This is a genomic window from Weizmannia sp. FSL K6-0777 (genome assembly GCF_038593185.1).
GTDB lineage: Bacteria > Bacillota > Bacilli > Bacillales > Bacillaceae_C > Weizmannia > Weizmannia faecalis.
In genome coordinates this window covers 1,828,914-1,852,442 of the sequence record NZ_CP151971.1, presented here as the reverse complement: position 1 = coordinate 1,852,442, position 23,529 = coordinate 1,828,914, and the positions used below count along the sequence as shown (strand labels likewise).

Annotated in this window: 28 protein-coding genes and 1 riboswitch; of the genes, 23 read left to right on the top strand and 5 right to left on the bottom strand. The window is 48.2% G+C overall.

Going from position 1 to position 23,529, the window contains the following annotated elements:
* The first annotated feature begins 69 nt into the window (after positions 1–69).
* A riboswitch (FMN riboswitch) is annotated at positions 70–205 on the top strand.
* Between the two features lie 147 nt (positions 206–352).
* Positions 353–931 carry an ECF transporter S component gene (locus NST70_RS08705; protein ID WP_342474846.1) on the top strand — a complete coding sequence of 193 codons (579 nt, stop codon included), beginning with the start codon at positions 353–355 and terminating at the stop codon, positions 929–931.
* A gap of 30 nt (positions 932–961) precedes the next feature.
* Here NST70_RS08705 and NST70_RS08700 read toward each other — a convergent pair whose 3' ends face one another.
* Positions 962–1,210 (bottom strand): ferredoxin, encoded by a 249-nt coding sequence (locus tag NST70_RS08700; RefSeq protein ID WP_014098129.1) that lies wholly within the window; start codon positions 1,208–1,210, stop codon positions 962–964.
* Positions 1,211–1,475: 265 nt separating this feature from the next.
* On the opposite strand from NST70_RS08700, the gene NST70_RS08695 reads away from it, so the two are divergent.
* The 5 genes from NST70_RS08695 to NST70_RS08675 all read left to right on the top strand — a co-directional run bounded on the left by NST70_RS08695 (position 1,476) and on the right by NST70_RS08675 (position 5,399).
* A complete protein-coding gene (locus NST70_RS08695; RefSeq protein ID WP_035188058.1) occupies positions 1,476–2,552 on the top strand; it encodes a helix-turn-helix domain-containing protein in 1,077 nt (358 codons plus the stop codon).
* Positions 2,524–4,008 (top strand): ATP-dependent DNA helicase RecQ, encoded by a 1,485-nt coding sequence (locus NST70_RS08690; RefSeq protein WP_035184673.1) that lies wholly within the window; start codon positions 2,524–2,526, stop codon positions 4,006–4,008. Before NST70_RS08695 ends, NST70_RS08690 begins: the two co-directional genes overlap by 29 nt.
* Positions 3,981–4,559, top strand: a complete 579-nt coding sequence (locus tag NST70_RS08685) for a CPBP family intramembrane glutamic endopeptidase (RefSeq protein WP_035184675.1) — start codon at positions 3,981–3,983, stop codon at positions 4,557–4,559. The genes NST70_RS08690 and NST70_RS08685 overlap by 28 nt, the downstream gene beginning before the upstream one ends.
* Positions 4,560–4,583: 24 nt before the next feature.
* The gene (locus tag NST70_RS08680) at positions 4,584–4,823 is read left to right on the top strand and encodes a hypothetical protein (RefSeq protein WP_014098133.1); all 240 of its coding nucleotides are present in this window, start codon (positions 4,584–4,586) and stop codon (positions 4,821–4,823) included.
* 129 nt (positions 4,824–4,952) lie between these two features.
* Positions 4,953–5,399 carry a YpbF family protein gene (locus NST70_RS08675; protein WP_035188060.1) on the top strand — a complete coding sequence of 149 codons (447 nt, stop codon included), beginning with the start codon at positions 4,953–4,955 and terminating at the stop codon, positions 5,397–5,399.
* 64 nt (positions 5,400–5,463) lie between these two features.
* On the opposite strand, the gene NST70_RS08670 is transcribed toward NST70_RS08675, so the two are convergent.
* Genes NST70_RS08670 through NST70_RS08660 form a run of 3 tightly spaced genes read right to left on the bottom strand, consistent with a single transcriptional unit; the run spans position 5,464 to position 6,541 of the window.
* A complete protein-coding gene (locus NST70_RS08670; protein WP_014098135.1) occupies positions 5,464–6,033 on the bottom strand; it encodes a manganese catalase family protein in 570 nt (189 codons plus the stop codon).
* 23 nt (positions 6,034–6,056) lie between these two features.
* Positions 6,057–6,317, bottom strand: a complete 261-nt coding sequence (locus NST70_RS08665; RefSeq protein ID WP_014098136.1) for a spore coat protein CotJB — start codon at positions 6,315–6,317, stop codon at positions 6,057–6,059.
* Complete coding sequence (locus tag NST70_RS08660) at positions 6,314–6,541, bottom strand: spore coat associated protein CotJA (protein ID WP_014098137.1); 228 nt, start codon at positions 6,539–6,541, stop codon at positions 6,314–6,316. Before NST70_RS08660 ends, NST70_RS08665 begins: the two co-directional genes overlap by 4 nt.
* 176 nt (positions 6,542–6,717) lie before the next feature.
* Between NST70_RS08660 and NST70_RS08655 the strand changes: the two genes are divergently transcribed.
* The 10 genes from NST70_RS08655 (at position 6,718) to rpsA (ending at position 16,518) form a co-directional block, all read left to right on the top strand.
* Positions 6,718–7,497, top strand: coding sequence for a metallophosphoesterase (locus NST70_RS08655; RefSeq protein ID WP_026683317.1), 780 nt, complete (start codon positions 6,718–6,720; stop codon positions 7,495–7,497).
* A 59-nt stretch (positions 7,498–7,556) separates the two neighbouring features.
* Positions 7,557–8,102 (top strand): adaptor protein MecA, encoded by a 546-nt coding sequence (locus tag NST70_RS08650; protein ID WP_017550477.1) that lies wholly within the window; start codon positions 7,557–7,559, stop codon positions 8,100–8,102.
* A gap of 97 nt (positions 8,103–8,199) precedes the next feature.
* Positions 8,200–9,477, top strand: coding sequence for a Glu/Leu/Phe/Val dehydrogenase (locus tag NST70_RS08645; protein ID WP_014098140.1), 1,278 nt, complete (start codon positions 8,200–8,202; stop codon positions 9,475–9,477).
* Between the two features lie 157 nt (positions 9,478–9,634).
* Complete coding sequence (locus NST70_RS08640; RefSeq protein ID WP_014098141.1) at positions 9,635–10,618, top strand: YpdA family putative bacillithiol disulfide reductase; 984 nt, start codon at positions 9,635–9,637, stop codon at positions 10,616–10,618.
* A 107-nt stretch (positions 10,619–10,725) separates the two neighbouring features.
* A complete protein-coding gene (gene prsW / locus NST70_RS08635) occupies positions 10,726–11,406 on the top strand; it encodes a glutamic-type intramembrane protease PrsW (RefSeq protein ID WP_014098142.1) in 681 nt (226 codons plus the stop codon).
* Positions 11,407–11,517: 111 nt separating this feature from the next.
* A complete protein-coding gene (gene sleB, locus NST70_RS08630; protein WP_014098143.1) occupies positions 11,518–12,312 on the top strand; it encodes a spore cortex-lytic enzyme in 795 nt (264 codons plus the stop codon).
* Between the two features lie 15 nt (positions 12,313–12,327).
* The gene (gene ypeB, locus NST70_RS08625; protein WP_035184684.1) at positions 12,328–13,677 is read left to right on the top strand and encodes a germination protein YpeB; all 1,350 of its coding nucleotides are present in this window, start codon (positions 12,328–12,330) and stop codon (positions 13,675–13,677) included.
* Positions 13,678–13,798: 121 nt separating this feature from the next.
* Positions 13,799–14,443, top strand: a complete 645-nt coding sequence (locus NST70_RS08620) for a flagellar brake domain-containing protein (RefSeq protein ID WP_014098146.1) — start codon at positions 13,799–13,801, stop codon at positions 14,441–14,443.
* A 121-nt stretch (positions 14,444–14,564) separates the two neighbouring features.
* Positions 14,565–15,269, top strand: a complete 705-nt coding sequence (gene cmk, locus NST70_RS08615; protein WP_017550474.1) for a (d)CMP kinase — start codon at positions 14,565–14,567, stop codon at positions 15,267–15,269.
* Positions 15,270–15,381: 112 nt separating this feature from the next.
* Positions 15,382–16,518 carry a 30S ribosomal protein S1 gene (gene rpsA / locus NST70_RS08610; protein WP_014098148.1) on the top strand — a complete coding sequence of 379 codons (1,137 nt, stop codon included), beginning with the start codon at positions 15,382–15,384 and terminating at the stop codon, positions 16,516–16,518.
* A gap of 94 nt (positions 16,519–16,612) precedes the next feature.
* Here rpsA and NST70_RS08605 read toward each other — a convergent pair whose 3' ends face one another.
* Complete coding sequence (locus tag NST70_RS08605; RefSeq protein ID WP_014098149.1) at positions 16,613–16,741, bottom strand: YpzI family protein; 129 nt, start codon at positions 16,739–16,741, stop codon at positions 16,613–16,615.
* Positions 16,742–16,841: 100 nt separating this feature from the next.
* Here NST70_RS08605 and NST70_RS08600 point away from each other — a divergent pair, with 100 nt between their 5' ends.
* The 7 genes from NST70_RS08600 (at position 16,842) to NST70_RS08570 (ending at position 23,366) form a co-directional block, all read left to right on the top strand.
* A complete protein-coding gene (locus NST70_RS08600; protein WP_017550473.1) occupies positions 16,842–17,438 on the top strand; it encodes a hypothetical protein in 597 nt (198 codons plus the stop codon).
* Positions 17,439–17,526: 88 nt separating this feature from the next.
* Positions 17,527–18,837 (top strand): ribosome biogenesis GTPase Der, encoded by a 1,311-nt coding sequence (gene der / locus NST70_RS08595; RefSeq protein ID WP_014098151.1) that lies wholly within the window; start codon positions 17,527–17,529, stop codon positions 18,835–18,837.
* A gap of 20 nt (positions 18,838–18,857) precedes the next feature.
* Complete coding sequence (locus NST70_RS08590) at positions 18,858–19,898, top strand: NAD(P)H-dependent glycerol-3-phosphate dehydrogenase (protein WP_014098152.1); 1,041 nt, start codon at positions 18,858–18,860, stop codon at positions 19,896–19,898.
* Positions 19,899–20,137: 239 nt separating this feature from the next.
* Positions 20,138–20,344 carry a DUF2768 domain-containing protein gene (locus NST70_RS08585; protein WP_014098153.1) on the top strand — a complete coding sequence of 69 codons (207 nt, stop codon included), beginning with the start codon at positions 20,138–20,140 and terminating at the stop codon, positions 20,342–20,344.
* An 18-nt stretch (positions 20,345–20,362) separates the two neighbouring features.
* Positions 20,363–21,082: a hypothetical protein gene (locus tag NST70_RS08580; RefSeq protein WP_014098154.1), complete on the top strand. Its 720-nt coding sequence runs from the start codon at positions 20,363–20,365 to the stop codon at positions 21,080–21,082.
* Between the two features lie 243 nt (positions 21,083–21,325).
* Positions 21,326–22,804, top strand: a complete 1,479-nt coding sequence (gene spoIVA, locus NST70_RS08575; RefSeq protein WP_014098155.1) for a stage IV sporulation protein A — start codon at positions 21,326–21,328, stop codon at positions 22,802–22,804.
* A gap of 289 nt (positions 22,805–23,093) precedes the next feature.
* Complete coding sequence (locus tag NST70_RS08570) at positions 23,094–23,366, top strand: HU family DNA-binding protein (RefSeq protein ID WP_013859513.1); 273 nt, start codon at positions 23,094–23,096, stop codon at positions 23,364–23,366.
* Positions 23,367–23,529 lie beyond the last annotated feature (163 nt).

Here is a 23,529-nt window from a genome sequence, read left to right as displayed (position 1 = left end):
AGTGGTGCGGAATGCTTCACAAAATGGCAGCCGGCATGTATAATAAGCTTGTAATCAAAATTTCATACGATTTATCTTCGGGGCTGGGTGAGATTCCCGACCGGCGGTGATAAGGCAGTTGCCTTTCAGTCCGCGAGCCGGATTTTCGGCAGGATTTGGTGAAATTCCAAAACCGACAGTATAGTCTGGATGGGAGAAGATAAAGGTTGCCAGTGTTTAATGACGTGTTAAACGCTTATTTGGACTCGCCTATTACAAAGCCCCCGACATTTTGTCAGGGGCTTTTCATTTTGGTCCGTGGCACCTTTCTTCCTTTGATGATAAATCGGTCACAAGGAGAGAGGAAGTTTAAATGAAGAAATGGGATGTAAAGCAATTCGTTGCGGTCGCGTTGCTCAGTGCTCTGGCTTCTATGCTGATGTTTATTAAATTTCCGGTTCCGCCTTTTCCATCGTTTTTAACAGTGGACTTCAGCGACATTCCGGTATTGGTGGCAGCCCTTCTTTACGGGCCAATGGCTTCTGTTGTAGCGGAACTGATCAAAAATATCCTGAATTATCTATCGCTCGGCAGTGAAGCAGGGGTACCGATCGGGAATGTGGCAAACTTTTTTGCAGGGATGCTGTTCGTCCTGCCGACATATCTCATTTACAAACGGATGCGGACAAAAAAAGGCATGACTGTAGGTCTAGTCACTGGCACGGTATCCATGTCGGTATGTATGAGCATTTTAAATTATTTCGTCATTTTACCGGCTTACCTGTACTTCATGAACTTTTCGGTCGGGAATGTAAAAGCGTATATTGTGGCGGGCGTGCTGCCTTTTAATCTTGTAAAAGGCCTCATCGTGACGGTTTTGTTTATGCTCATGTTTACAAAAATGAAAAATTGGATTGACAAAGCATCCGCCATTGGGGGAAAAAGAATATGAAAAAAAGCAGGCCATTTGAGCCTGCTTTTTTCATTCGTATTTTAACGGATCGCCATCAAAAGGCTTGTCGGAAACTTTAATCGATTCTGTCGGGCATCCTTCAAAGGCATCCATCAGGTCATCTTCCAATATTTCCGGGACTTCCGCAGTGCCTTTATTATCATCCAAAATCACGAAAGAAAGCCCTTCATCGTCATAGTCGAAAATATCAGGAGCGCTGGCGGAACAAGCGCCGCAAGCGATGCATGTATCTTTGTCCACGATTGTAAACTTTGCCATTTTGATTCCTCCTCGTTGTTCAATCATGGCAGAAAAGAAAAACAGGCAGCCTCGTCATGTGCACGAAGGCATGCCGGTGTTTCTCCTTCATTTTAAAACTCTTTTTTTCTTATTTCAATAGCGGGCTGGCGGAGTTCGTGAAACCTGTCGAATCAATGAAAAAAATGGTAAACAAATCGCCTGTTTCCATGTTAAAATAGAACCAACCCCCGATTTTTCCTTGCACTTCCCCCTTTTTTCAGCTAAAGAACAGGAGAGGATTCAGATGCCTTTTTTACAGGCTGTATTGCTGGATTGCTTCAGCAACCTGAATGGAGAACGCACCCCTTATGCTGTTTTTCATCTATTAAACGGCAAAAAATCAGCACAGACGATCCAGGATTCCCATTTTTTCAAGATTGGCAGGCTCTTTCAAACGTTTCCATTTATTTCCCGTGAGGCTTTCACACGCGAAGTAGAGGCCCTATTAAAAGCCGGGTTGCTGCAAAAAAGCGGCCCGGATGCCTGCGTGGTCACAGAAAAAGGTGCTGCCCTGCTTTTGGCAACCGGCAGGATGGAAGAACGGTTTCCTTACCTGGACGGCTTGAAATACCAGGATTCGGCAAATCTGTTTTGGAAAAGGTTGAATCTCATTACCCAGGCCGTATCCAACTTAGTGTATGGAAATAAAGTATATTATCCGGTTCAAAGGGACCCGGCTCTTCAGGCTTGGGCAAAAAACTGGCTGAAACAGCATGCAAAAAGCAGGATTGCGTTAGCGGAGCATCTGTACCGTGAATTTTACAGCCTGTTTTCCGGCAGCCCGCCGGAAAAGCCTGAAATTTTTGTCCTTCGGTTGACGGGTGCGGGCCGGATCGGATATACGATCACGCAGGCTGCCTCCGCCCTGCACCTTGATCCTGTAGAGTACTGGTACCGATTTTTGCATTTGCTTCATTTTATCGTCCGGCGCATCCTTGGAGATCCTGAAACATTCCGGTATTTATACCAAATGCTTCACGATGTGCAAAAGGCCTTGCCACTGACCCGGTCTGCCGCGGTGACATTCGGCTTCTTGAAGCAAGGGAAAACGATTGCGGAAATCAGCACGCTGAGAGGGTTAAAACAAAGCACGATTGAAGACCATTTGATTGAAATCGCGTTAACGGTCCCGGATTTTCCACTGAACCGGTATGTGCCAAAGGATGAAGAACAAAAGATCATCCAGGCAGCCGCTGATTTAAATACGAAGAAATTAAAACCGATTAAAGAAAAAGTAGGGGACATCCCGTATTTCCATATTCGCCTTGTATTGGCAGAAAGGATGGGCCGCAGTGGATCTTTTAAGCTTTTTGAAAAGTAAGTTCGGGTTCAGCGCATTCCGGCCGGGGCAGGAAGAAGTCATCCGTTCACTGCTGGACGGCAAAGATACACTGGCGATGCTTGCGACCGGTACCGGAAAATCTTTATGCTACCAGTTGCCTGCCTATTTGCTGGACGGGTCCTGCATCATCGTTTCCCCGCTTTTATCGCTCATGCAGGACCAGACAGAGCAGATGAAAATGCGCGGCGAAAAAAGTGTGGTTGCGTTAAATTCGTTTTTAACCGGTCCGGAGCGGGAAGCGGCCCTTGCACATCTGGGCGCTTTCAAATTCATCTTTGTCTCGCCGGAGATGCTGCACAACCGCTATGTCCTCGGAAAATTAAAAACCATCCGGACTGCGCTCTTTGCAGTCGATGAAGCGCATTGTATTTCCCAGTGGGGTCATGATTTCAGGCCGGAATACTTAAACCTTGGCGAAGTCCGGAAACAATTGGGCACACCGCTTACCCTAGCTCTGACCGCCACAGCAACAGAACAGGTGAGGGACGATATTTGCAAGTATCTTGGCTTAAAAGACCCAAACCGGTTTATTTATTCTGTCAACAGGCCCAATATCGCCATTAAAATAGACCGGATTCCTTCATACCGCGAAAAAGAGGAAAAACTAGTTGCCTATGCGAAAAACTTGCAGAAGCCCGGCATCATCTATTTTTCAAGCAAAAAGGCGGCTGAGGAAATGGCGGCGCGGTTAAGGCAGGAGGGAATCGCCGAAGCGGCCGCCTATCACAGCGGCATCGACCAGGAGCAAAGAATTTTGATCCAGCAGCAGTTTATTTACGGACAGATCAAGATCATTTGTGCGACAAGCGCGTTTGGCATGGGGGTGGACAAAGCAGATATCCGCTTTGTCATCCATTTTCACCTGCCGTTGCAGATGGAAGCCTATCTGCAGGAAATCGGCAGAGCCGGGCGGGACGGGCTTCCGAGCATTGCCGTCCTTTTGTATACGGAAGGGGATGAACGGCTCCCGCTTCAGCTGATCGAGGCTGAGCTTCCGACTGATGCACAATTGGCCGCTTTCAGCAGATGGAAAGGAGATTTGAAGGAAGCCGGGGCGGCGCTTGGATGCACGGAACCGCAACTCCGGTTTCTGCTGCACCACAGAGTGCTTAACCTGCCGGAAGAAGCATGGACCCGGGAGGTTGCAGCCATCCGGAACGAGCGGATGGCGTACAAGCGCCGGAAGTTAAAGGAAATGGTGCAGATGGTCCGGTCTTCGTCATGCCGCCGCTCGGAAATTTTACGGTATTTCGGTGAACCGCCCGCTGCTGGCAATGAAGCGTGCTGTGACATTTGCGGCCTTGAAACAGCCTTATATGAAAGCAATCAAAAAAGCGGGGGCACCCTCGAAACCGTTCCTGCATGGGAATTGCTTTTGCAGGACCTATTCAGAAAAGGGGAACAAAAATGGCACGAAGAAAACAGGCGGATTTGATCAAGGAACTCACAGACCGGGAACTTACTTTTCACTTAATTTTGACACAGCTGATTCTCCTGTTTGCTGCCGCTTTGCTCGGATTTCTGTTATTTCCGGATGGCAAAGCATTTTTTCAGCACTTTCGTATGTCATTTGCGAAATGTGCATACGGTTTATTAAACGGAGTTGCTGTCGTTTTTGCGGATACTTTGCTCATGAAATGGCTCCCGAAAGCGTATTATGATGACGGGGGCGTGAATGAGCGGATTTTTAAAACCCGTTCGGTTCCGTCTATTATTGCTTTAACGGCGCTGATCGCGGTGGCGGAAGAGCTCTTGTTTCGGGGCGCCATCCAGACGCATTTTGGATTGCCGGCAGCAAGCCTTATTTTTGCACTCATGCATATCCGGTATTTTGGCCACTGGTATTTAATCGCGAATGTGCTGCTTTTGAGTTTTTGGATTGGTGCCGTTTATGTGCTTTCTCATGAAAATCTTCCGGCGGTCATCATCATGCATTTTACAATCGATTGTTTACTAGGTATCCGCATCAAAAAACAGGGGATTTAGTCCGGATGTGGGGAAGGGGAAGCCATGTCAGACGAAAAATATATCATTGAAATGGAAAAACGGCGGCAAAAGCTTGAACCGGCCGGCAAAGCAAAGGAAAAAACGGAGAAACAAACGGCGGCGGCCGTTTCGCGGGCAGAAAAGCGGAAAAGTACCGAAAAGGAATCCCGCTCCCGGTTGCCGCTTGTGAACCTATTGGCTGTCATTTTTATTTTAGTGCCAATTGCCGTTTACATCTGTTATACGTTTTTGTTTTTCAGATAGATGCCCATCCCGCGATAAATGGCGCCCCAAAAAGAGGAGAATCTGCCGGCGAAATTTCAGGACAGGGCAGCTGCCTGCTTGTCATGGATCTGTCCCTTGCCGCATATAGTAGAGTGAGGGGGGATCAGTATGGAGCCGTCCATCACCGGGCTAAAAGGGACAGATGCGGCGACAAAGCAGATGCTGCAAAGTGCTGTCAAACGCAAAAAAAAATTTGACCGCCTGCGGAAGCGGCATCTTGTTTTTCTTTGGACAAGCATGCTCTACACATGCGCATGGGCCTACTATGTTTACAGGTCTTTTGAAAATGCCGGTTCCGTGTTCTCCGTTTTCTCCGGTATTTCTGAAAGCCCGTTTCACCTGTTTTTCCTGCTTTTGGCCGCTGCGCTTTGGGGCATGAGCAAAATCTTGTTTGACAAGCGGGAAAAGGCTGAAAAAGAATTTCATGCGCTCCGCTGCGAAATTATTGATAAAAGCAAAGATTTATGGAAAGGGGAAAGCTGGAAGGATCGCCACCTTGTATTCGAAATGATGCAAAAAGAGTTTGATATTAATTTATACCACGAGAACAAGTAGCCATTCACCGGAACAGGTACGGAGACTAAAAGCCGCCGAAAAAAAGAAGATGCCCCGGCATCTTCTAAAAAATTTTTTTTCTGTCTCTTTCTTCCATTAAAATTTGCGCGGCTTCGCGGAACCGCTGCGAGTGGACAATCTCCCGCTCCCTTAAAAAGCGGAGCCCGTCATTTAGGTCAGGGTCGTCACTTAAATTGATGATCCATTGATACGTAGCCCGCGCTTTTTCCTCGGCGGCAATGTCTTCATAAATATCGGCAATCGGATCCCCTTTTGCCTGGATATAGGTAGCTGTCCACGGGGCTCCTGCGGCATTATGATAATGGAGCGCTTTATCATGGTCCACATAATGCGCGTCAAGGCCGGCAGCAATCAATTGATCCGGCGTGGCATCTTTTGTTAATTTTAAGACCATCGTCGCGATCATTTCAAGATGGGCCAGTTCTTCTGTGCCGATATCATTTAAAAGCCCCATCACTTTATCTGGGATGGTGTAGCGCTGGTTCAAATACCGGAGCGCTGCCGCAAGCTCTCCGTCCGCTCCGCCGTACTGCTCGATTAAAAGTTTCGCAAGTCTCGGGTTACAGCTTGAGACCCGGACGGGATATTGCAATTTTTTCTCATAGATCCACATGTACGGTTTCCTCCTTTATTTGCTTATACCTGCCATGGCCACGGCGGCTCTTTCCACTGGAAAGGCGTTGGCGAATAGCTGTGCCCGAAATTTGTCAGCGGCCCGAACTGTTTTTCAAATGCTCTTTTGACTTTTTTCCTGGCATGGACAAAAGTGTTATACTGTTCGATCGCTGCCTGGTCATCGGGATGGGTATCCAAATAAAGGTTCAGTTCCACAAGTGCAAAATCAAGGGCCTGCAGTTCTTCAAGCCTTGTGTAATACTCTTTTGGCAGCTGCTTCAATCGTTTTCCTCCTTTGCCCGTTCATAAGGGCTGTAATACGGGTCATAAAGCGGCCTCCAAAGCGTCCCGCGCCTTAACGCTTCCTGCGGTGCAAATTGCGGAAGGTTCGGGGGCTGAAACCCTAAATACAAATTCGGCGGGGTGGAGTAAACTTTTTCGGTTATCGGCGGGCAGGGGTCAAACGGTCCGATAAAGGGATGATACGTTTTATAATGGTTTTTCATCTCAGTCCTCCTGACATTTAAAAGTCTTTTTCATTTTATGTGCGGTTCTCTCCCGCTATGTCAAAAACAATGCCGGAATGCTTTCTATCTGCCATGATTAAGATATAATACGGATAGGGATTGCAGAAAATTTCGTTTGTGCCGGCCAGCACCCGGCGGAACAGGAGCACTCGTGTATGTTTGCATTTTTATCGATTGCCTTTTTGCTTGGCATTGTTTTATTGATGTATATGCATTATGAAGCATCGTTAAATCGGCTCATCCGGCACCGGTTTTTGCTTGATGAGTATCCGGCCGGAGAGGAGCCGTGCACTTTTTTCTTTATTTCTGATATCCACCGGCGCAAAATTGATCCCAGGCTGGTCGAAGAGGCAACAGGAGAAGCACGATTTGCAATAATCGGGGGAGATTTGCTGGAAAAGGGGGTTCCGCTTTCCAGAACAGAGGAAAATTTGCGGTTGCTGAAAAAAATTGGCCCGGTATTTTTTGTGTGGGGAAATAATGATTATGAAGCGGACGGCGAAGCGCTCGCGACCGTTTTTGCCAGAACCGGCGTCCGCACGCTGCGCAACGCGGCGGATTTTGTATATGTAAACGGGAAAAAACGAATTGCGCTGATCGGCGTGGATGATTTGACGACGGAAAACGAAAATCTCGATGAAGCACTTCAATCGGTGCAGCCGGACGATCTCCGGATTTTAATCAGCCATAACCCGAAAATGATCCACCAGCTTCATGAATGGGACAATATCGATGTGATGCTGAGCGGCCATACGCACGGCGGGCAGATTCGTATTCTCGGCCTTAGCCGTTACAGGCGCGGCGGGGTGAGAAAAGTGCGCAATGTCATCCACCTCATAAGCAACGGTTACGGCACGACACTTGTTCCACTCAGGCTTTGTGCAAAACCGGAAGCCCATTTAATTACGATCGAAAGCAGCAGGCGGCCATCATGAACCATCTTTCCCCTTCCGCATACGATAAGGTAAGATCCGTATGCAGGGGGCGGAAATCAATGAAGCTGGAACGGATTTCATCCAATAAAATTAAATACTCCATTACGTTTGAAGAGTTATCGGAACGCGGTATTATGGAAAACGATCTCGACTCGCCCATTTGGAATCATTTATTTGAAGAAATGCTGGAGTTGGCGGATCAGGCTTACCATGTCGGCGAAAGCGATATGCTGACCATTGAAATCTATTCATTTAATGTCCAGGAATTGGTGTTTATTCTGACAGTGGGCGAAGCGGACGACGCGGATCCGGGCGAATGGGCGGATCCGGAAACGCTGGAACAGGAAGAAGCCTACTTTTTTCCATCGATTGAGGAAGTGATTGCGCTTGCGGGCTTTTTAAACCAGATCGGCCGGATTTCCGCGTGCAGCCTTTATATATTCGAAGACCAGTATTATTTGCTGCAAAAACCGGGAACACAAAATGCGCCGCTTATTCTTGAATACGGCGAGCGCGCCCGGATTTCCCCGTTTATGGTCCGGGAATACGGGATCGCGGTGTTTGAGGAAAATGCGCTTGCGGAACTCCTGAAGCATTTCCCGTAACCGTCCGCCATGTTTTTTCAGGTTTTCATCTGCTGGGGAAAGTTGTATACTAAATTTGATAGCAGATATTTCTTTCGTATCTAGGAGGTTTGCGATAATGGCAGCCGAAAAGGGCGCAGATCATCAAACAATGGAAGCAAGTCGAGATGTGCTGAAATCGACACAGACAATTATTCACGAAGCTCTTGAAAAGCTTGGATACCCTGAAGAAGTATACGAACTTTTAAAAGAGCCGGTCCGTATGTTAACGGTTAAAATTCCCGTCAGAATGGATGATGGTACGGTTAAGATTTTTACGGGGTATCGCGCGCAGCACAATGATGCTGTCGGCCCGACCAAAGGAGGCGTCCGGTTTCACCCGGATGTGACGGAAAATGAAGTGAAAGCCTTATCTATCTGGATGACGCTGAAATGCGGCATTGTGAATCTGCCGTATGGGGGAGGAAAAGGTGGCATTATCTGCGATCCGCGGAAAATGTCTTTCCGCGAGCTTGAGAATTTGAGCCGCGGCTATGTCCGGGCGATCAGCCAGATTGTCGGCCCAACGAAAGACATTCCGGCACCGGACGTGTTTACAAATTCGCAGATTATGGCCTGGATGATGGATGAGTATAGCCGGATTGACGAATTCAATTCGCCGGGCTTTATCACAGGAAAACCGCTTGTGCTTGGTGGTTCGCACGGCCGCGAATCCGCTACGGCCAAAGGGGTAACCATCTGCATCCGTGAAGCGGCCAGAAAAAAAGGGATTGATTTAAAAGGCGCCAGGGTTGTCATTCAGGGGTTCGGCAATGCCGGAAGTTTCCTTGCAAAATTTATGCATGATGCGGGCGCAAAAGTGATCGGCATATCCGACGCATACGGCGCGCTGCATGATCCGGAAGGCCTCGATATTGACTATTTGCTCGACCGCCGCGACAGTTTCGGGACGGTTACAACCCTGTTTAAAAATACGATTACGAACAAGGAATTGCTTGAACTGGATTGCGATATTCTCGTTCCGGCCGCCATTGAAAACCAAATTACAGAAGAAAACGCCCATAATATCCGGGCGAAAATCGTGGTGGAAGCAGCAAACGGTCCGACAACGCTTGAAGCAACCGAAATTTTAACCAACCGCGGCATTCTGCTCGTTCCGGATGTGCTCGCATCTGCAGGGGGCGTCACAGTTTCGTATTTTGAATGGGTACAAAATAACCAGGGGTATTACTGGACGGAGGAAGAAGTGGAAGAAAAGCTTGAAAAAGTGCTTGTCCAGGCGTTTAATACGGTCTACAATACTTCCCGCTCACGCCGGGTGAACATGCGGCTTGCCGCTTATATGATCGGTGTGAGAAGAGTGGCGGAAGCTTCGCGGTTCAGAGGCTGGATTTAGAGTTTCCGAAAGCCGGCTCCAGCTGGGCAGCAAACGGGGCTTTACAGGTTCAGAAGAAGGAAAGGCTGAAATCTCCTGTCGTGTTCACGGTGGGAGATTTTTAAATAAACGGATGAAAACGAAAAGGCAGATACGAAAAAAGGATGAGTGGACAAACATGCGAAAAGAAGATTGTATTATTATCGGCGGCGGCCCTTGCGGATTGGCTGCTGCAATCAGCCTGCAGGAAATCGGGAAACATCCGCTTATACTGGAAAAAGGAAATGTCGTCAATGCGATTTACCGGTATCCGACGCACCAGACTTTTTTCAGTTCAAGCGACCGGCTTGCAATTGGTGATGTGCCGTTTATTACCGAAAATTTAAAGCCGAAACGCAACCAAGCGCTTACATACTACCGTGAAGTGGCGAAACTGAAGGCCCTTCGCATCCACCGGTTTGAAGAAGCGCTCCGTGTCGAAAAGAAACGCGGAACCTTTTCCATTACGACGACAAAAGGCCAATATGAGACGCCTTATGTGGTCGTCGCAACCGGCTATTACGACAATCCGAACAGGCTGGATGTTCCGGGGGAAGATTTAAACAAAGTGTACCATTATTTTAAAGAAGCCCATCCGTTTTTTGACACCGATGTTTGTGTGATCGGCGGAAAAAACTCGGCTGTGGACGCTGCCATTGAGCTTCACAAGGCGGGTGCCCGTGTGACCGTGCTGTACCGCGGCGATCATTATTCCGAAAGCATTAAACCGTGGATATTGCCTGAATTTGATTCGCTTATCCGCCACGGGAAAGTGAAAATGGAATTTCAGGCGCACGTAAAAGAAATTAAAGAACAGAGCGTTGTATACGAAGCAGGCGGAGAAGTGAAAGAGATCCGGAATGATTTTGTATTTGCGATGGTCGGTTATCATCCGGATCATACGTTTTTGCGGAAAATGGGAGTGGACGTTGACCCGGAAACAGGCCGCCCGCATTACAACGAAGAGACAATGGAAACGAATGTTGAAGGGATTTTTATTGCGGGCGTGCTTGCTGCCGGAAACAATGCCAATGAGATTTTTATTGAAAACGGACGTTTCCATGGCGGTGTAATTGCCACAGCGATCAAAAACCGGGAGGCTCTCTTGCAAAAAGGAAATTAAAGGGTTTTTTCGGGGGGCAGTATTTCTTTTCCGGCTTTTTCATGTTACGATGAAAACAAATGACTTGGCACGGATCATTTGAGTTTTGCAAAAAGCGAGGTTTCGATATGCTTGTCCTTTTGTCAGCCGGCATCGCCCCCGGACTTGCCCTGCTATGCTATTTTTATTTGCGGGACCAGTTTGAGCCAGAGCCGATACTTGTTGTTGCAAAAGCGTTTTTATACGGTGCGCTTGTCACGCTGCCGGTTATGTTTTTGCAGTTTATCCTCGAACGGGAGCATCTCTTTTCGGGCAGCATCTGGCATGCTTTCCTCCATTCCGCTTTGCCGGAGGAACTTTGCAAGTGGCTGTGTTTGGCCGCTATTGTGTTTTTTAACCGGGAATTTGATGAACCTTTTGACGGCATCGTTTACGGCGTCAGCGTCTCGCTCGGATTTGCCACGCTCGAAAATATTTTATCGCTTTTTTCGGGCGGCGTTGACCTGGCGTTCGGGCGTGCGCTTCTTCCTGTATCAAGCCATGCCATTTTCGGTGTCATGATGGGCTTTTATATGGGAAAATCCAGATTCTCCCCGCGCAAAAAGTGCTGGTTCCTTTTTTCTTTTATGGTGCCGGTGATCCTGCACGGTTTTTACGACTGGATCATGCTCACCCAGCAAAAATGGCTGTATTTTATGGTACCGTTTATGCTCGGGCTTTGGTGGCTCGGCCTGAAAAAAGCAAAGCAGGCGCACAGCCTTTCTGCCAAACATTTTGCGCAGGATGCGGCAGGGACACAACAATTATGATAATGGGCAAAACAACCGGATCAATCGCCGGTTGTTTTTTTATGTCTTGCATAAAATTGCCGCCTTCTCCAGAAACTACGGATAATGCTTAAAGTTTTTGGGGGGTGCGGTATGATTGGAAAAAATCGCTTAAAATACATGTTGCTGCTTTGTGCCGTATTGGCCTTGTTTTCTTTTGGCACAAGCGGGACGGCCCGGGCGTTTTCGAATCAGGTGATTCAAAAAGGAGCGGTCGGGGATGATGTGATTGAACTGCAGGCGAGGCTGCAGTACATCGGTTACTATAAAGGAACGATTGACGGGGTGTTTGGTTACAGCACTTACTGGGCTTTAAGAAATTTCCAGAAGGCATACGGAATGCCTGTTGACGGCCTCGCCGGCCCGGGCGTCAAAGCGAAACTCGTCAAAGCGTCAAAATACGATGCGGCATACGTAAAGTCCATGGTTGCAAGCGGGAAAAAATTCACGTATTACGGCGGCACAAAAAAGCAGGCACCGAAAACGGCAGCCAAAAAACCCGTCCAAACCGCTACCAATGTGCCGAACGGATTTTCGCAAAACGATATTCGCCTTTTGTCGCAAGCGGTTTACGGGGAGGCGCGCGGCGAACCGTATGAAGGGCAGGTGGCCGTGGCGGCTGTTATTTTAAACCGTATTGACAGCCCGTCTTTTCCAAACACCATCTCGGGGGTGATTTTCGAACCGGGTGCGTTTACCTGTGTTTCCGACGGGCAGATCTGGCTTGCGCCGAATGATACGGCAAAAAAAGCCGTCCTCGATGCGATCAATGGCTGGGATCCGTCCGGTAATGCGCTGTATTATTTTAATCCGGCGACCGCAACAAGCAAGTGGATCTGGTCAAGGCCGCAAATCAAACGAATCGGCAAACATATTTTTTGTAAATAAGAGGGGGAAATGAATATGCTGAAACGGGCAATGATTGTTGTGCTTGCCCTCGGGCTTTGCGGGACTGCTGCCTGGGCATATAAAGAGCACCGTGAAAAAGAGGCGGTCTTGTTAAATGCAGAAAGCACGTATCAAAGGGCTTTTCATGACCTTGCATACAGAATGGACCTTTTGCATGATGAAATCGGAAACACCCTCGCCATGAACTCACGCAAGTCCCTTTCACCGGCACTGGCTGAAGTATGGCGCCTGACATCAGAAGCGCATGCGGATGTCGGCCAACTTCCGTTATCGCTTCTGCCTTTTCATAAAACGGAAGAATTTCTGACTAATATCGGGAATTTCAGCTACCGGACGGCGGTGCGCGATTTGGATAAAGAACCTCTATCCGATAAAGAGTATGCTTCACTGAAAAAACTGTACGGCCAGAGCGCGGATATCCAGGACCAGCTCCGGGGCGTGCAAAATAATGTTTTAAAGCACAATCTCCGCTGGATGGACGTGGAACGCGCCCTTGCCCAAGGAAAAGAAACGAAGGATAACACGATCATCGACGGCTTTAAGACGGTCGAAAGGACGGTCAAAGGCTATGACAATGCCGATTTGAACAGCCCGTCTTTTACGAGTTTCCAAAACCGCGATGACCATTATGAGCACCTGGAAGGAAAAATGATCAGCAAAAAACAGGCGGTCGCCACTGTAAAACAATACGCCGGACTCAAAACGGCCCGCCAGGCGGAAGCCAAACCGAATCAAAAAGGCGCCCGTTTTTCTTTTTACACCGTCCGTATAAAAGACAAAAACGGCAATGAAACAACCGCAGATGTGACGCGGAAAGGGGGATACCCGGTCTGGTTTTTCAACAAGCGTCCGGTGGGAAAGCAAAAAATCAGTTTAAACGAGGCCCAAAAGAAAGCGGCGGATTTTTTAAACCGGCACCATTTTGAGAAAATGGACATGTTTGAAAGCACACAATATGACAACGTCGGTGTTTTTTCTTTCGCTGCGAAACAGGGGAATGTCCGCATTTATCCGGAAACGGTCAAATTAAAAGTGGCGCTTGACAACGGCCAGGTGATCGGGTTTGTAGCGGATGATTTTCTGAAAAGCCATCAAAAAAGGGATATTCCAAAGCCCGCCATCAGCGAAAAAGAAGCAAGGTCCCGTGTGAATCCGAAGCTTGACATTATGGAAAGCCGCCTTGCGATCATGACCGGCGACATGAACCGGGAAGTGCTTTGTTATGAATTTCTCGGCGTGTTGCATGATGAAACGTACCGGATTTATATCAACGCGGAAAACGGCAACGAAGAAAAAGTGGAAAAGCTGAAAAACACGGAAAGAGCATACGGCAAGTCCATATGAGCATTGCCCGGCGTACAGCCGGGCCTTTTGGCAAAAAATGAAATGAAACGCGAAAAAAGAATACAAAACTGCCCAGCCTGTGTCATAATAAGATTGGAATCTATAAAAGGGGTTTGGGAAGATGTTAAAAGTCGGGCTGGAACTCACACTGGAAGATAAAGATACAGGTAAAAGATATAGATGTAAAATTGCGGATATAAAAGAGGATAAAATTTATATTGATTACCCGATCGACATGGAAACAAACCGGACCGTATTTTTGCTGCTCGGCCAGGGGCTGCTCGTTGATTTCGTTTCGGACGGCCAGATTCCTTACCGGTTTTCATCAAAAGTAACCGGCAGGGAACTCGGCAATATCCCGATGCTCATTTTATCCGCTCCTGATCCGGAAGATGTGCGCAAAATCCAGCGACGGCAGTATGTCAGGGTAGACGCCGCACTCGATATTGCCCTCACCTTTCCGGAATCCAATTTGAAAACAACGGCAGTTACAAAAGACATCAGTTCGGGCGGCTGTGCGGTCTATTTGCCTGATGATATCCGCCCAAGGGAGCATGAAACAGGAAAAGCGCTTCTTGTCCTGCCGCTAAAAGAAGGTTACCAATACTTACAGCTGCATTTTTCCGTCGTTAGGCTGTTTGAAACCGGCGGAAAAACAGGGGCCTCGCTCCAGTTTAAAAATACAAGCGCGAAAGAGAGGCAGTATATCCTGCGTTTTTGCTTCGAGCAGCAGCTTTTGCTCCGTAAAAAGGGGCTTTCCGGATAAAACTTGCATTTCATGGATAGGAGGATTCACCATTTTATGGTACACTATAAAAAGGGTGTATCCTTTTATCTGCCCAAAAAACGGGTATATGCAACAAGAGAGAATAGGGTGAAATCGTTGTATGAAAAAAATCAATATTGCCATCGACGGTCCTGCTGCTGCAGGGAAAAGCACGGCGGCGAAAAAAGTTGCCGAGCAGTTGCAATATATTTACATTGATACAGGGGCAATGTACCGGTCGCTTACTTATAAAGCGCTGCAGTACGGAACGGACCTTGAAGACGGCAATGCGCTTGCCGAACTTTTGTACAAGACAAATATCCGCCTGGAGCCGGGGGAAAACGGCCAGGTCGTTTTTGTCGACGGTGAAGACGTAACCGGCAAGATCAGGGAAAGGGAAGTGACGAGAGCAGTTTCGGCTGTTTCAAAGCATGCCGTTGTCCGTGAAGAAATGGTCAAGCGGCAGCGGATGCTCGCCCGCGGTGGCGGCGTTGTCATGGACGGCCGGGATATCGGGACAAAAGTACTGCCGGATGCCGAATTGAAAATTTTTTTGCTAGCCAGCGCCGATGAGCGCGCAAAGCGGCGCCATGCCGAAAATGTTGCAAAAGGGATCCCTTCAGACCTCAGCCGTTTAAAACAGGAGATTGAGGAAAGGGACAGGCTGGATTCCGAACGGGAAGTTTCACCGCTCTCTAAAGCGGCGGACGCCGTAGAACTGGACACGACAAGCATGGATATTGATGAAGTTGCCGGAAAGATTCTTGCGATGGCAAAAGAAAAAATGGCACAGCAGCAATCGGCTTCTTTACTTGACAAAAAGTAAAAGATGTTAGAAATTTGATAGGAAAGCGTTTCTTTTTGAATTATACGAATTAATTTGAAAAGAACGGGTATATTCAATGGTAGTTGAAGCGCCGGATAAGGAGGAAGTACATATGTCAGACGAAATGAATGAAATAGAAGTACGGTCCCTTTCTGTAGGGGATAAAGTGAAAGCATCGGTTGTCAAAGTGGAGGAAAAGCAAGTGCTCGTTTCCATTGAAGGCAGCAAAGTGGACGGGATTATTCCGATCAGCGAGCTTTCCAATCTCCATATTGAAACCGCATCAGATGCCGTGAAAGAAGGGGACGAGCTGAATCTCGTCGTTACGAAAGTGGAAGAAGACGCCGTCATTCTTTCCAAACGGAAATATGATGCTGAAAAAGCCTGGGATGAGCTGAAGGAAAAATTTGAAAACCAGGAAATCATTGAAGCGGAAGTCAATGAAGTGGTAAAAGGCGGCCTTGTTGTCGATTTGGGTGTCCGCGGCTTTGTTCCTGCGTCCCTTGTCGAGGACCACTTTGTTGAAGACTTCTCCGACTATAAAGGGAAGACATTGCCCTTTTTGATCGTTGAACTGGACGAAGACAAAAACCGGTTGATTTTATCACACCGAGCTGTTGTGGAAAAAGAAAAAGAAGAAAAACGCCAGGATATCCTTGACCATCTCGAAGCAGGCCAGGTGCTGGAAGGGACCGTGCAAAGGCTGACGAGTTTCGGCGCTTTTGTCGATATCGGCGGAATTGACGGCCTTGTCCATATTTCCCAGCTTGCGCACGAACGGGTGGAAACGCCGTCCGATGTCGTCCAAGAAGGAGAGCAAGTCAAAGTGAAAGTGTTGTCGGTGGACCGGGACAACGGGCGGATTTCCTTGTCCATCAAGGATACGCTTCCGGGCCCTTGGGAAGGCATTGAACAGAAAGCGCCGAAAGGGACTGTCCTTACAGGAACGGTAAAACGCCTAGTTTCGTTCGGGGCGTTTGTAGAAGTATTCCCGGGCGTTGAAGGGCTTGTTCATATTTCACAAATTTCCCATAAGCATGTGTCCACCCCGCATGAAGTGTTAAGGGAAGGACAGGAAGTGCAGGTGAAAGTGCTCGATGTCAACGAACAGGCACACCGCTTGTCCTTAAGCATGAAAGAACTGGAACAGGCCGATACAGAAGCTTCTGATTATGACCTGCCTGAAGAAAATACCGGGTTCCAGCTCGGGGATATGATTGGGGACCAGTTGAAGAAATTTAAACAGTAAAAATGTCCGGATGGAATGGAAAAGCTGAGCGGCGCCCGGGTTGCCGGTGCCGCTCAGCTTTTTTGCGCTTTGTCTTTTCTATAAACCGTTTTCTTTACTGCCGTTTGCGTGCTGCGTCAGCGCTTTCGAGGCGGGTTGCCCCTCCGTAATGGAGCGCTTGGTCACGGTCGCTTTCTACACGCCCGCTTTGGCGCAGTTTTTTCTCCTGGCGGTCTTTTCCCATTGCCCATTCACCCCCGCTTGTAGTATGCCTGAAAAAAGCGAAAAACTTGCGGTTAACCCGGTGCAATCTTTCCCATAATGGAGATAAAGGAGGGTGCACCGTGGAAGGAGCATTTTTTTTGGGGGTGATGTGGGCGGTATGGATTTGGGCGACATTTTTGCTGGAAAGGGATCACCCTTTGCGGTTTCCGGCAGCACTGGTTGCTTTGCTGCTTTTGATTGCCTTTCCGCATCAAGCGGCGGTGGGCCGTCTTGATATGAGCTGGGCGCTCATCGTCATTATGGCTGCCGGTTATGGGTACTTCGGCAGATTTTCGAAATGGGCACTTTTGGTCCGGCTCGCCGGCGTCTTCATCGTGATGACAGGTTATGCAGGCCTGTTGTTATTTGAACTGTACGATCCGGTCTGGATGTTTGCCTGGCGTACTATTTGCTATAGCCTGTTTTTGTTTATCCTTGTCCATTTGCTTTTTCGCTCAAAAATGGATGCTGTTGCCGCTGCACTCACCGGTACGGCACAAGGGGAAATCCTGTATGCGCTCGTGCTTGCAAAATGGGATTTCCATATTACGGCAGGATCTGCGGCATATCTCGATATCGCCGGGCTTTTTCTCCTCTACGCGTGCGGCTGGCATTTCATCGATACCGCCTTGAATCTCATCTCAGAAAGAGCGGCAAAAAAGGAAAAGCCAGGATGAATTACGGCATATTGCTTGAACAAGAAAATATTGATAAACTACTAAAGTTGATTTGTTTTGCGAAAACGGAACAGAAAGGGTGAATCGTATGGCAAAACCGGTTGTGGCAATTGTCGGACGCCCGAATGTAGGCAAATCTACCATTTTTAACCGAATTGTAGGAGAGCGCGTTTCGATTGTGGAAGATGTTCCGGGAGTGACAAGGGACCGCATATACAGTCCGGCTGAATGGCTGACACACGAATTTAACGTGATTGATACAGGCGGCATTGATATCGGGGATGAACCGTTCCTCGAGCAGATCCGGCAGCAGGCTGAAATCGCCATCCAGGAAGCGGATGTGATCATTTTTATCACAAGCGGCAGAGAAGGCGTGACTTCTGCGGATGAAATGGTCGCCAAAATATTGTACCGGTCAAAAAAGCCGGTCGTTCTGGCAGTGAACAAGGTCGACAATCCCGAGATGCGCACCCAGATTTATGATTTTTACGCCCTCGGTTTTGGCGATCCTTTCCCGATATCAGGCGCACACGGCCTCGGCCTTGGCGACCTGCTCGATGCAGTTGTCAAACATTTTCCGGAAAAAGCGGACGAGGAGTACGGGGAAGATGTCATTAAATTTTGTTTCATCGGGAGGCCGAACGTCGGAAAATCTTCGCTGTTTAATGCGATTCTCGGCGAAGAGCGCGTCATTGTTAGCGACATAGAAGGGACGACAAGAGACGCAGTGGATACCGTCTATACTTATGAAGATCAAACTTATGTTATGATTGATACAGCAGGGATGCGCAAAAAAGGAAAAGTGTATGAAAACACGGAAAAATACAGTGTGCTGCGCGCATTGAGGGCGATTGAGCGTTCCGATGTCGTCTGTGTCGTTTTAAACGGCGAGGAAGGGATCCGCGAACAGGATAAGCGGATTGCCGGCTACGCCCATGAAGCGGGCCGCGGCGTGATCATTGTCGTCAACAAATGGGATGCCGTTCAAAAAGATGAAAAAACGATGAATCAGTTTACACAGAAAATTCGGGACCATTTTCAGTTTCTTGATTATGCGCCGGTCATTTACGTATCGGCAAAAACGAAAAAGAGGCTGGACCAGCTGTTCCCGCTGCTTAAGACGGTCAGCGAGAACCATGCGATGCGCGTGAAGTCCAGCGTGCTGAATGAAGTTATAACGGATGCGGTTGCGATGAATCCGACGCCGACGGACAAAGGGCGGCGGCTGAAAATTTTTTATGCAACGCAAGTCTCCGTCAAACCGCCGACGATCGTTGTGTTTGTCAATGATCCCGAATTGATGCATTTTTCGTACGAACGGTTTTTGGAAAATCGGATCCGTGATGCGTTTGGTTTTACCGGAACGCCGATCCACATCATCGCCCGTGCGCGTAAATAAACATAAAGAGGGTGTTTCATTTGTCCAAAAAAACGATTGCAGTGCTCGGCGCGGGGAGCTGGGGCACTGCCTTGTCGATTGTTTTGGCTGATAACGGCTTTCAGGTCAGGTTGTGGGGAAACAAAAAAGGCCAGATCGATGAAATCAATACATCCCATACAAACGCGTTTTATTTGCCGGGCATTCAGCTGCAATCTGCCATTACCGGCATCTTTTCACTTGAAGAAGCGTTAGACGACATTGATACCGCTGTACTGGCGGTCCCTACAAAAGCGGTGCGTGATGTATGCAGGCAAGTAAAAGCGGTGCGGAAAAGCCCGCTTTCCATCATCCATGTCACGAAAGGGATTGAACCGGGTTCCCTGATGCGCATTTCGGAAATGATTGAAGAAGAAATGCCGGAATCGTTGCTGCGGGATCTCACGGTTTTATCGGGGCCGAGCCATGCTGAAGAAGTCAGCCTGCGCCATCCGACGACCGTAACCGTTTCATCGAAAAAAATGGCAGCTGCCAAAAAAGCGCAGGACATTTTTATGAACTCGAATTTTCGCGTCTATACGAATCCCGACATCATTGGCGTCGAATTGGGCGGTTCCCTGAAAAATATTATTGCGCTTGCAGCCGGCATTTCGGACGGCCTCGGCTACGGGGACAATGCGAAAGCGGCTTTAATGACAAGAGGGCTTGCGGAAATCGCCCGGCTCGGCACTAAAATGGGTGCAAATCCGCTCACTTTTCTCGGGCTTGCCGGAATTGGCGACCTGATCGTGACGTGTACGAGTGTCCACTCGCGGAACTGGCGGGCCGGCAATATGCTCGGCAAAGGCAAAAAGCTCGATGATGTGCTGGAACAAATGGGAATGGTCGTGGAAGGCGTCCGGACAACAAAGGCGGCTTACCAGCTCTCCAGCCGGTACGAAGTGAAAATGCCGATTACCGATGCCCTTTACCATGTCTTATTTGAAGGACTTGATCCGAAAGAAGCAGTCGACAATTTAATGGGCCGGCTGAAAAAACATGAAATGGAAGGTTTGATGGATATGCTGGGGGAACAGTACTAGGCATCTTGGCAAAAAAGTCCCGGTAGGCTTTCGGACGATACCGGATGGATGCATGTTGCATAAACTGCAAGGAAAAAGAATTCGCTTTAAACTGCGCAGGCTGGGTATAGTCAACCTTTTCTCCGGGGCAGACGTTCGCCCCGGCCTTTTTTATGCCGTAAATTGAAACATTTCAAAAGCTTATGATATAATGTCCGAAGTCCGAAAAGTTTACGAATTTTACAAGGGAGAAAGGGGAGATGGTTTTGTCCCGGGGGATGGCGAATATGTGGATTTCGCTTTTTGGCATGGGCCTGCTCTGTTTGGCGATGGTATTGATTGTTGCAAGCCGATACAGGCTGAAACAAAAACTGTTCAAATGGGCGGCTGCTGTGATTGCGTATGCCTGCCTGGCGCTGGGCGGCCTGATTATGGCTTATATCGTGCTGAGCGGGCCGGCAAATTAACCGGAGGGGGAGATCGTTTTGCACTTCAAAAATATGCTGCTATTGCTTGTAGCTGTTTGCGCCTGCATCAGTTTAGGCGGCTGCCTTTATCCGGGGGCACAGGAAAAAGAAAGCGGGCTGCCGGATGACATGCAGCTTCAAATGGTGCAAAAAGCTGTAGATGAATACCGGAAAGACAATAGCGGCCTGCTTCCGATCAAGACAAAGCCGCAAAATACGCCGGTCTATTTAAAATACCCGATTGATTTCAACAAGCTGAAAAGCCCGAAAAACTACCTGCCCGATCCGCCGGCAAATGCGTATGACAACGGCGGCACGTTGCAATATGTGCTCCTTGATCCGGAACATCATCCGACGGTCAAAGTGTTTGATACGAGAATACCCGAGAAAATAAGAGACTTGCAAATCCGGATTGCGTCCCAGGGCTATCCGCCATTTAAAAAAGAGATTGCAAGAAATGTATACGCTTTAGATTTTAAAAAGCTCGGTTACAAAACAGATCCGTACGTGGTGTCTCCGTATACCGGCCGGAAACTGCCGTTTGTCATTACCGGGAGAGGCGGCATTTATGTCGATTACCGGGCTGATCTGGCAAAAGCGCTCAAAACGGGCAAGCGGGCGTTTAAACCCGGGGAAGATATCCGCGTGCTGTTAACTGAAGGCTCCCCGTTTGTACCGGCTTATTCCCTTCCCTGCACCGTAAATCAAAAAAATGAACCGGTATTTATGGCAAAATAGTCATAACCCTTTCTCATCCCAATATATTGTTAGAGAAAGGGTTTATTTTTTGGTCCTGCGTCTCTTCGTAAGGAAAAATTTTGAAAAAATAAACAGGGGCAAATCCTGTACAGCAACTTTTTGAAAATCTATAAAAAATCATTTTATAGACATAAGGCGGTCGGACAACATCATACACATATAATGTCCTATCATCAGCGCGAATGATGGTGTCCCGGGAACGAATGTGGGGAGGGAAACAAATTGGAAAAAGTTGATATTTTTAAAGATATTGCAGAACGTACGGGCGGCGATATTTATTTGGGGGTCGTGGGCGCCGTCAGAACGGGGAAATCCACTTTTATTAAAAAATTCATGGAACTCGTTGTGCTTCCGAACATTACAAACGAAGCGGACAGAAACCGGGCGCAGGATGAACTCCCGCAAAGCGCGGCTGGGAGAACGATTATGACGACAGAACCGAAATTTGTGCCGAACCAGGCGGTTGCTGTCCATGTCGACGAAGGGCTTGATGTGAACATCCGGCTTGTCGACTGTGTCGGCTACACGGTTCCGGGCGCGAAAGGATATGAAGATGAAAACGGCCCGCGCATGATCCATACGCCGTGGTATGAAGAACCGATTTCTTTCCACGAAGCGGCGGAAATCGGCACGAGAAAGGTCATTCAGGAACATTCAAGCATCGGGGTTGTGATCACGACAGACGGCACGATCGGCGAAATTCCGCGTGAGGATTACGTGGAAGCGGAAGAAAGGGTTGTTGCCGAGTTAAAAGAAGTCGGCAAACCGTTTATCATTGTTGTCAATTCGGCAAAGCCGCATCATTCGGAGACGGAAATGCTGAGGGCGGAATTGCAGGAAAAGTATGATCTTCCGGTGCTCGCCATGTCAGTGGAAAGCATGCGTGAAGCCGATGTGCTGAATGTGCTGCGGGAAGCGCTGTACGAATTTCCGGTACTGGAAGTCAATGTGAACCTGCCGAGCTGGGTCATGGTGTTAAAAGAAAACCACTGGCTGCGTGAAAATTATCAGGACGCCGTGAAAGAGTCGGTAAAAGACATTAAGCGGCTGCGCGATGTGGACCGCGTTGTCCAGGCTTTTAACGAATATGAATTTATTGAATCTGCAAGCCTTGCCGGCATTGAAATGGGGCAAGGGGTGGCGGAAATCGACCTCGAGGCGCCGGATGAACTGTACGACCAGGTTTTAAAGGAAATCGTCGGCGTCGAAATCCGCGGCAAGGATCATCTGCTCGAGCTGATGCAGGATTTCGCCCATGCAAAATCGGAATACGACCAAATTTCCGATGCCCTGAAAATGGTGAAACAAACCGGCTACGGGATTGCCTCGCCTTCCCTGCAGGATATGAGCCTAGATGAGCCGGAAATCATCCGCCAGGGATCCCGTTTCGGCGTCCGGCTGAAGGCGGTGGCGCCGTCCATCCATATGATCAAAGTCGATGTCGAGTCGGAATTTGCCCCGATCATCGGGACGGAGAAGCAGAGCGAGGAGCTTGTGCGGTACCTAATGCAGGATTTTGAAGATGACCCGCTGTCCATCTGGAATTCGGATATATTCGGGCGTAACTTAAGTTCCATTGTCAGGGAAGGCATTCAGGCAAAATTATCGCTTATGCCGGAAAATGCCCGCTATAAGTTAAAAGAAACGCTCGAACGGATCATTAACGAAGGGTCAGGCGGCCTGATCGCCATTATTTTGTAAGAGGGATACCGCGGTATCCCTTTTTTGTATACGTACACGAGCATCTTTTGCCGCAAGTTAGAATTTTTCGGGAAAAGTACTTTAAATCCGAAAAAAAGTTGAAAAGTTTTCCTTTGTTAGCGAATAGTTCTTGCACCTCTCTTGCGATTATGATAATCTTTTAACAGAATTGGTGCTGAAAAGCCTGATTCTATCCGGTTTTAAACGTTTATGATGAGGGAAAACCGTATACACTGAAGAGAAGAAACTGGAAATGACTTCTACGTTTCTTTTGGAGGAGGTGAATGGAATGAATAAAACGGATTTAATCAATGCAGTGGCAGAAGCTACCGAACTTTCCAAAAAAGATACGACAAAAGCAGTTGACGCTATTTTTGATACAATTCAAAATGCATTGGCAAACGGAGATAAAGTCCAACTGATCGGGTTTGGTAATTTCGAAGTGCGCGAACGCGCTGCCCGTAAAGGAAGAAACCCGCAAACCGGCGAGGAAATCGACATTGCGGCAAGCAAAGTGCCTGCATTCAAGCCGGGGAAAGCGCTTAAAGACGCAGTGAAGTAATTACATATGGTTGGCTTTGAGCGGAAAAAAGGCTGCCTGGGCAGCCTTTTTTTAATACAGCAGGGCCCAAAAAACGGAAAAAGGGAAACGTGCATACGTTTGGATGCCCGTTTTCCCGGGGCAAATGCCTGCGAAATCCCGGCACAGCCGGGGAGAGCATGAG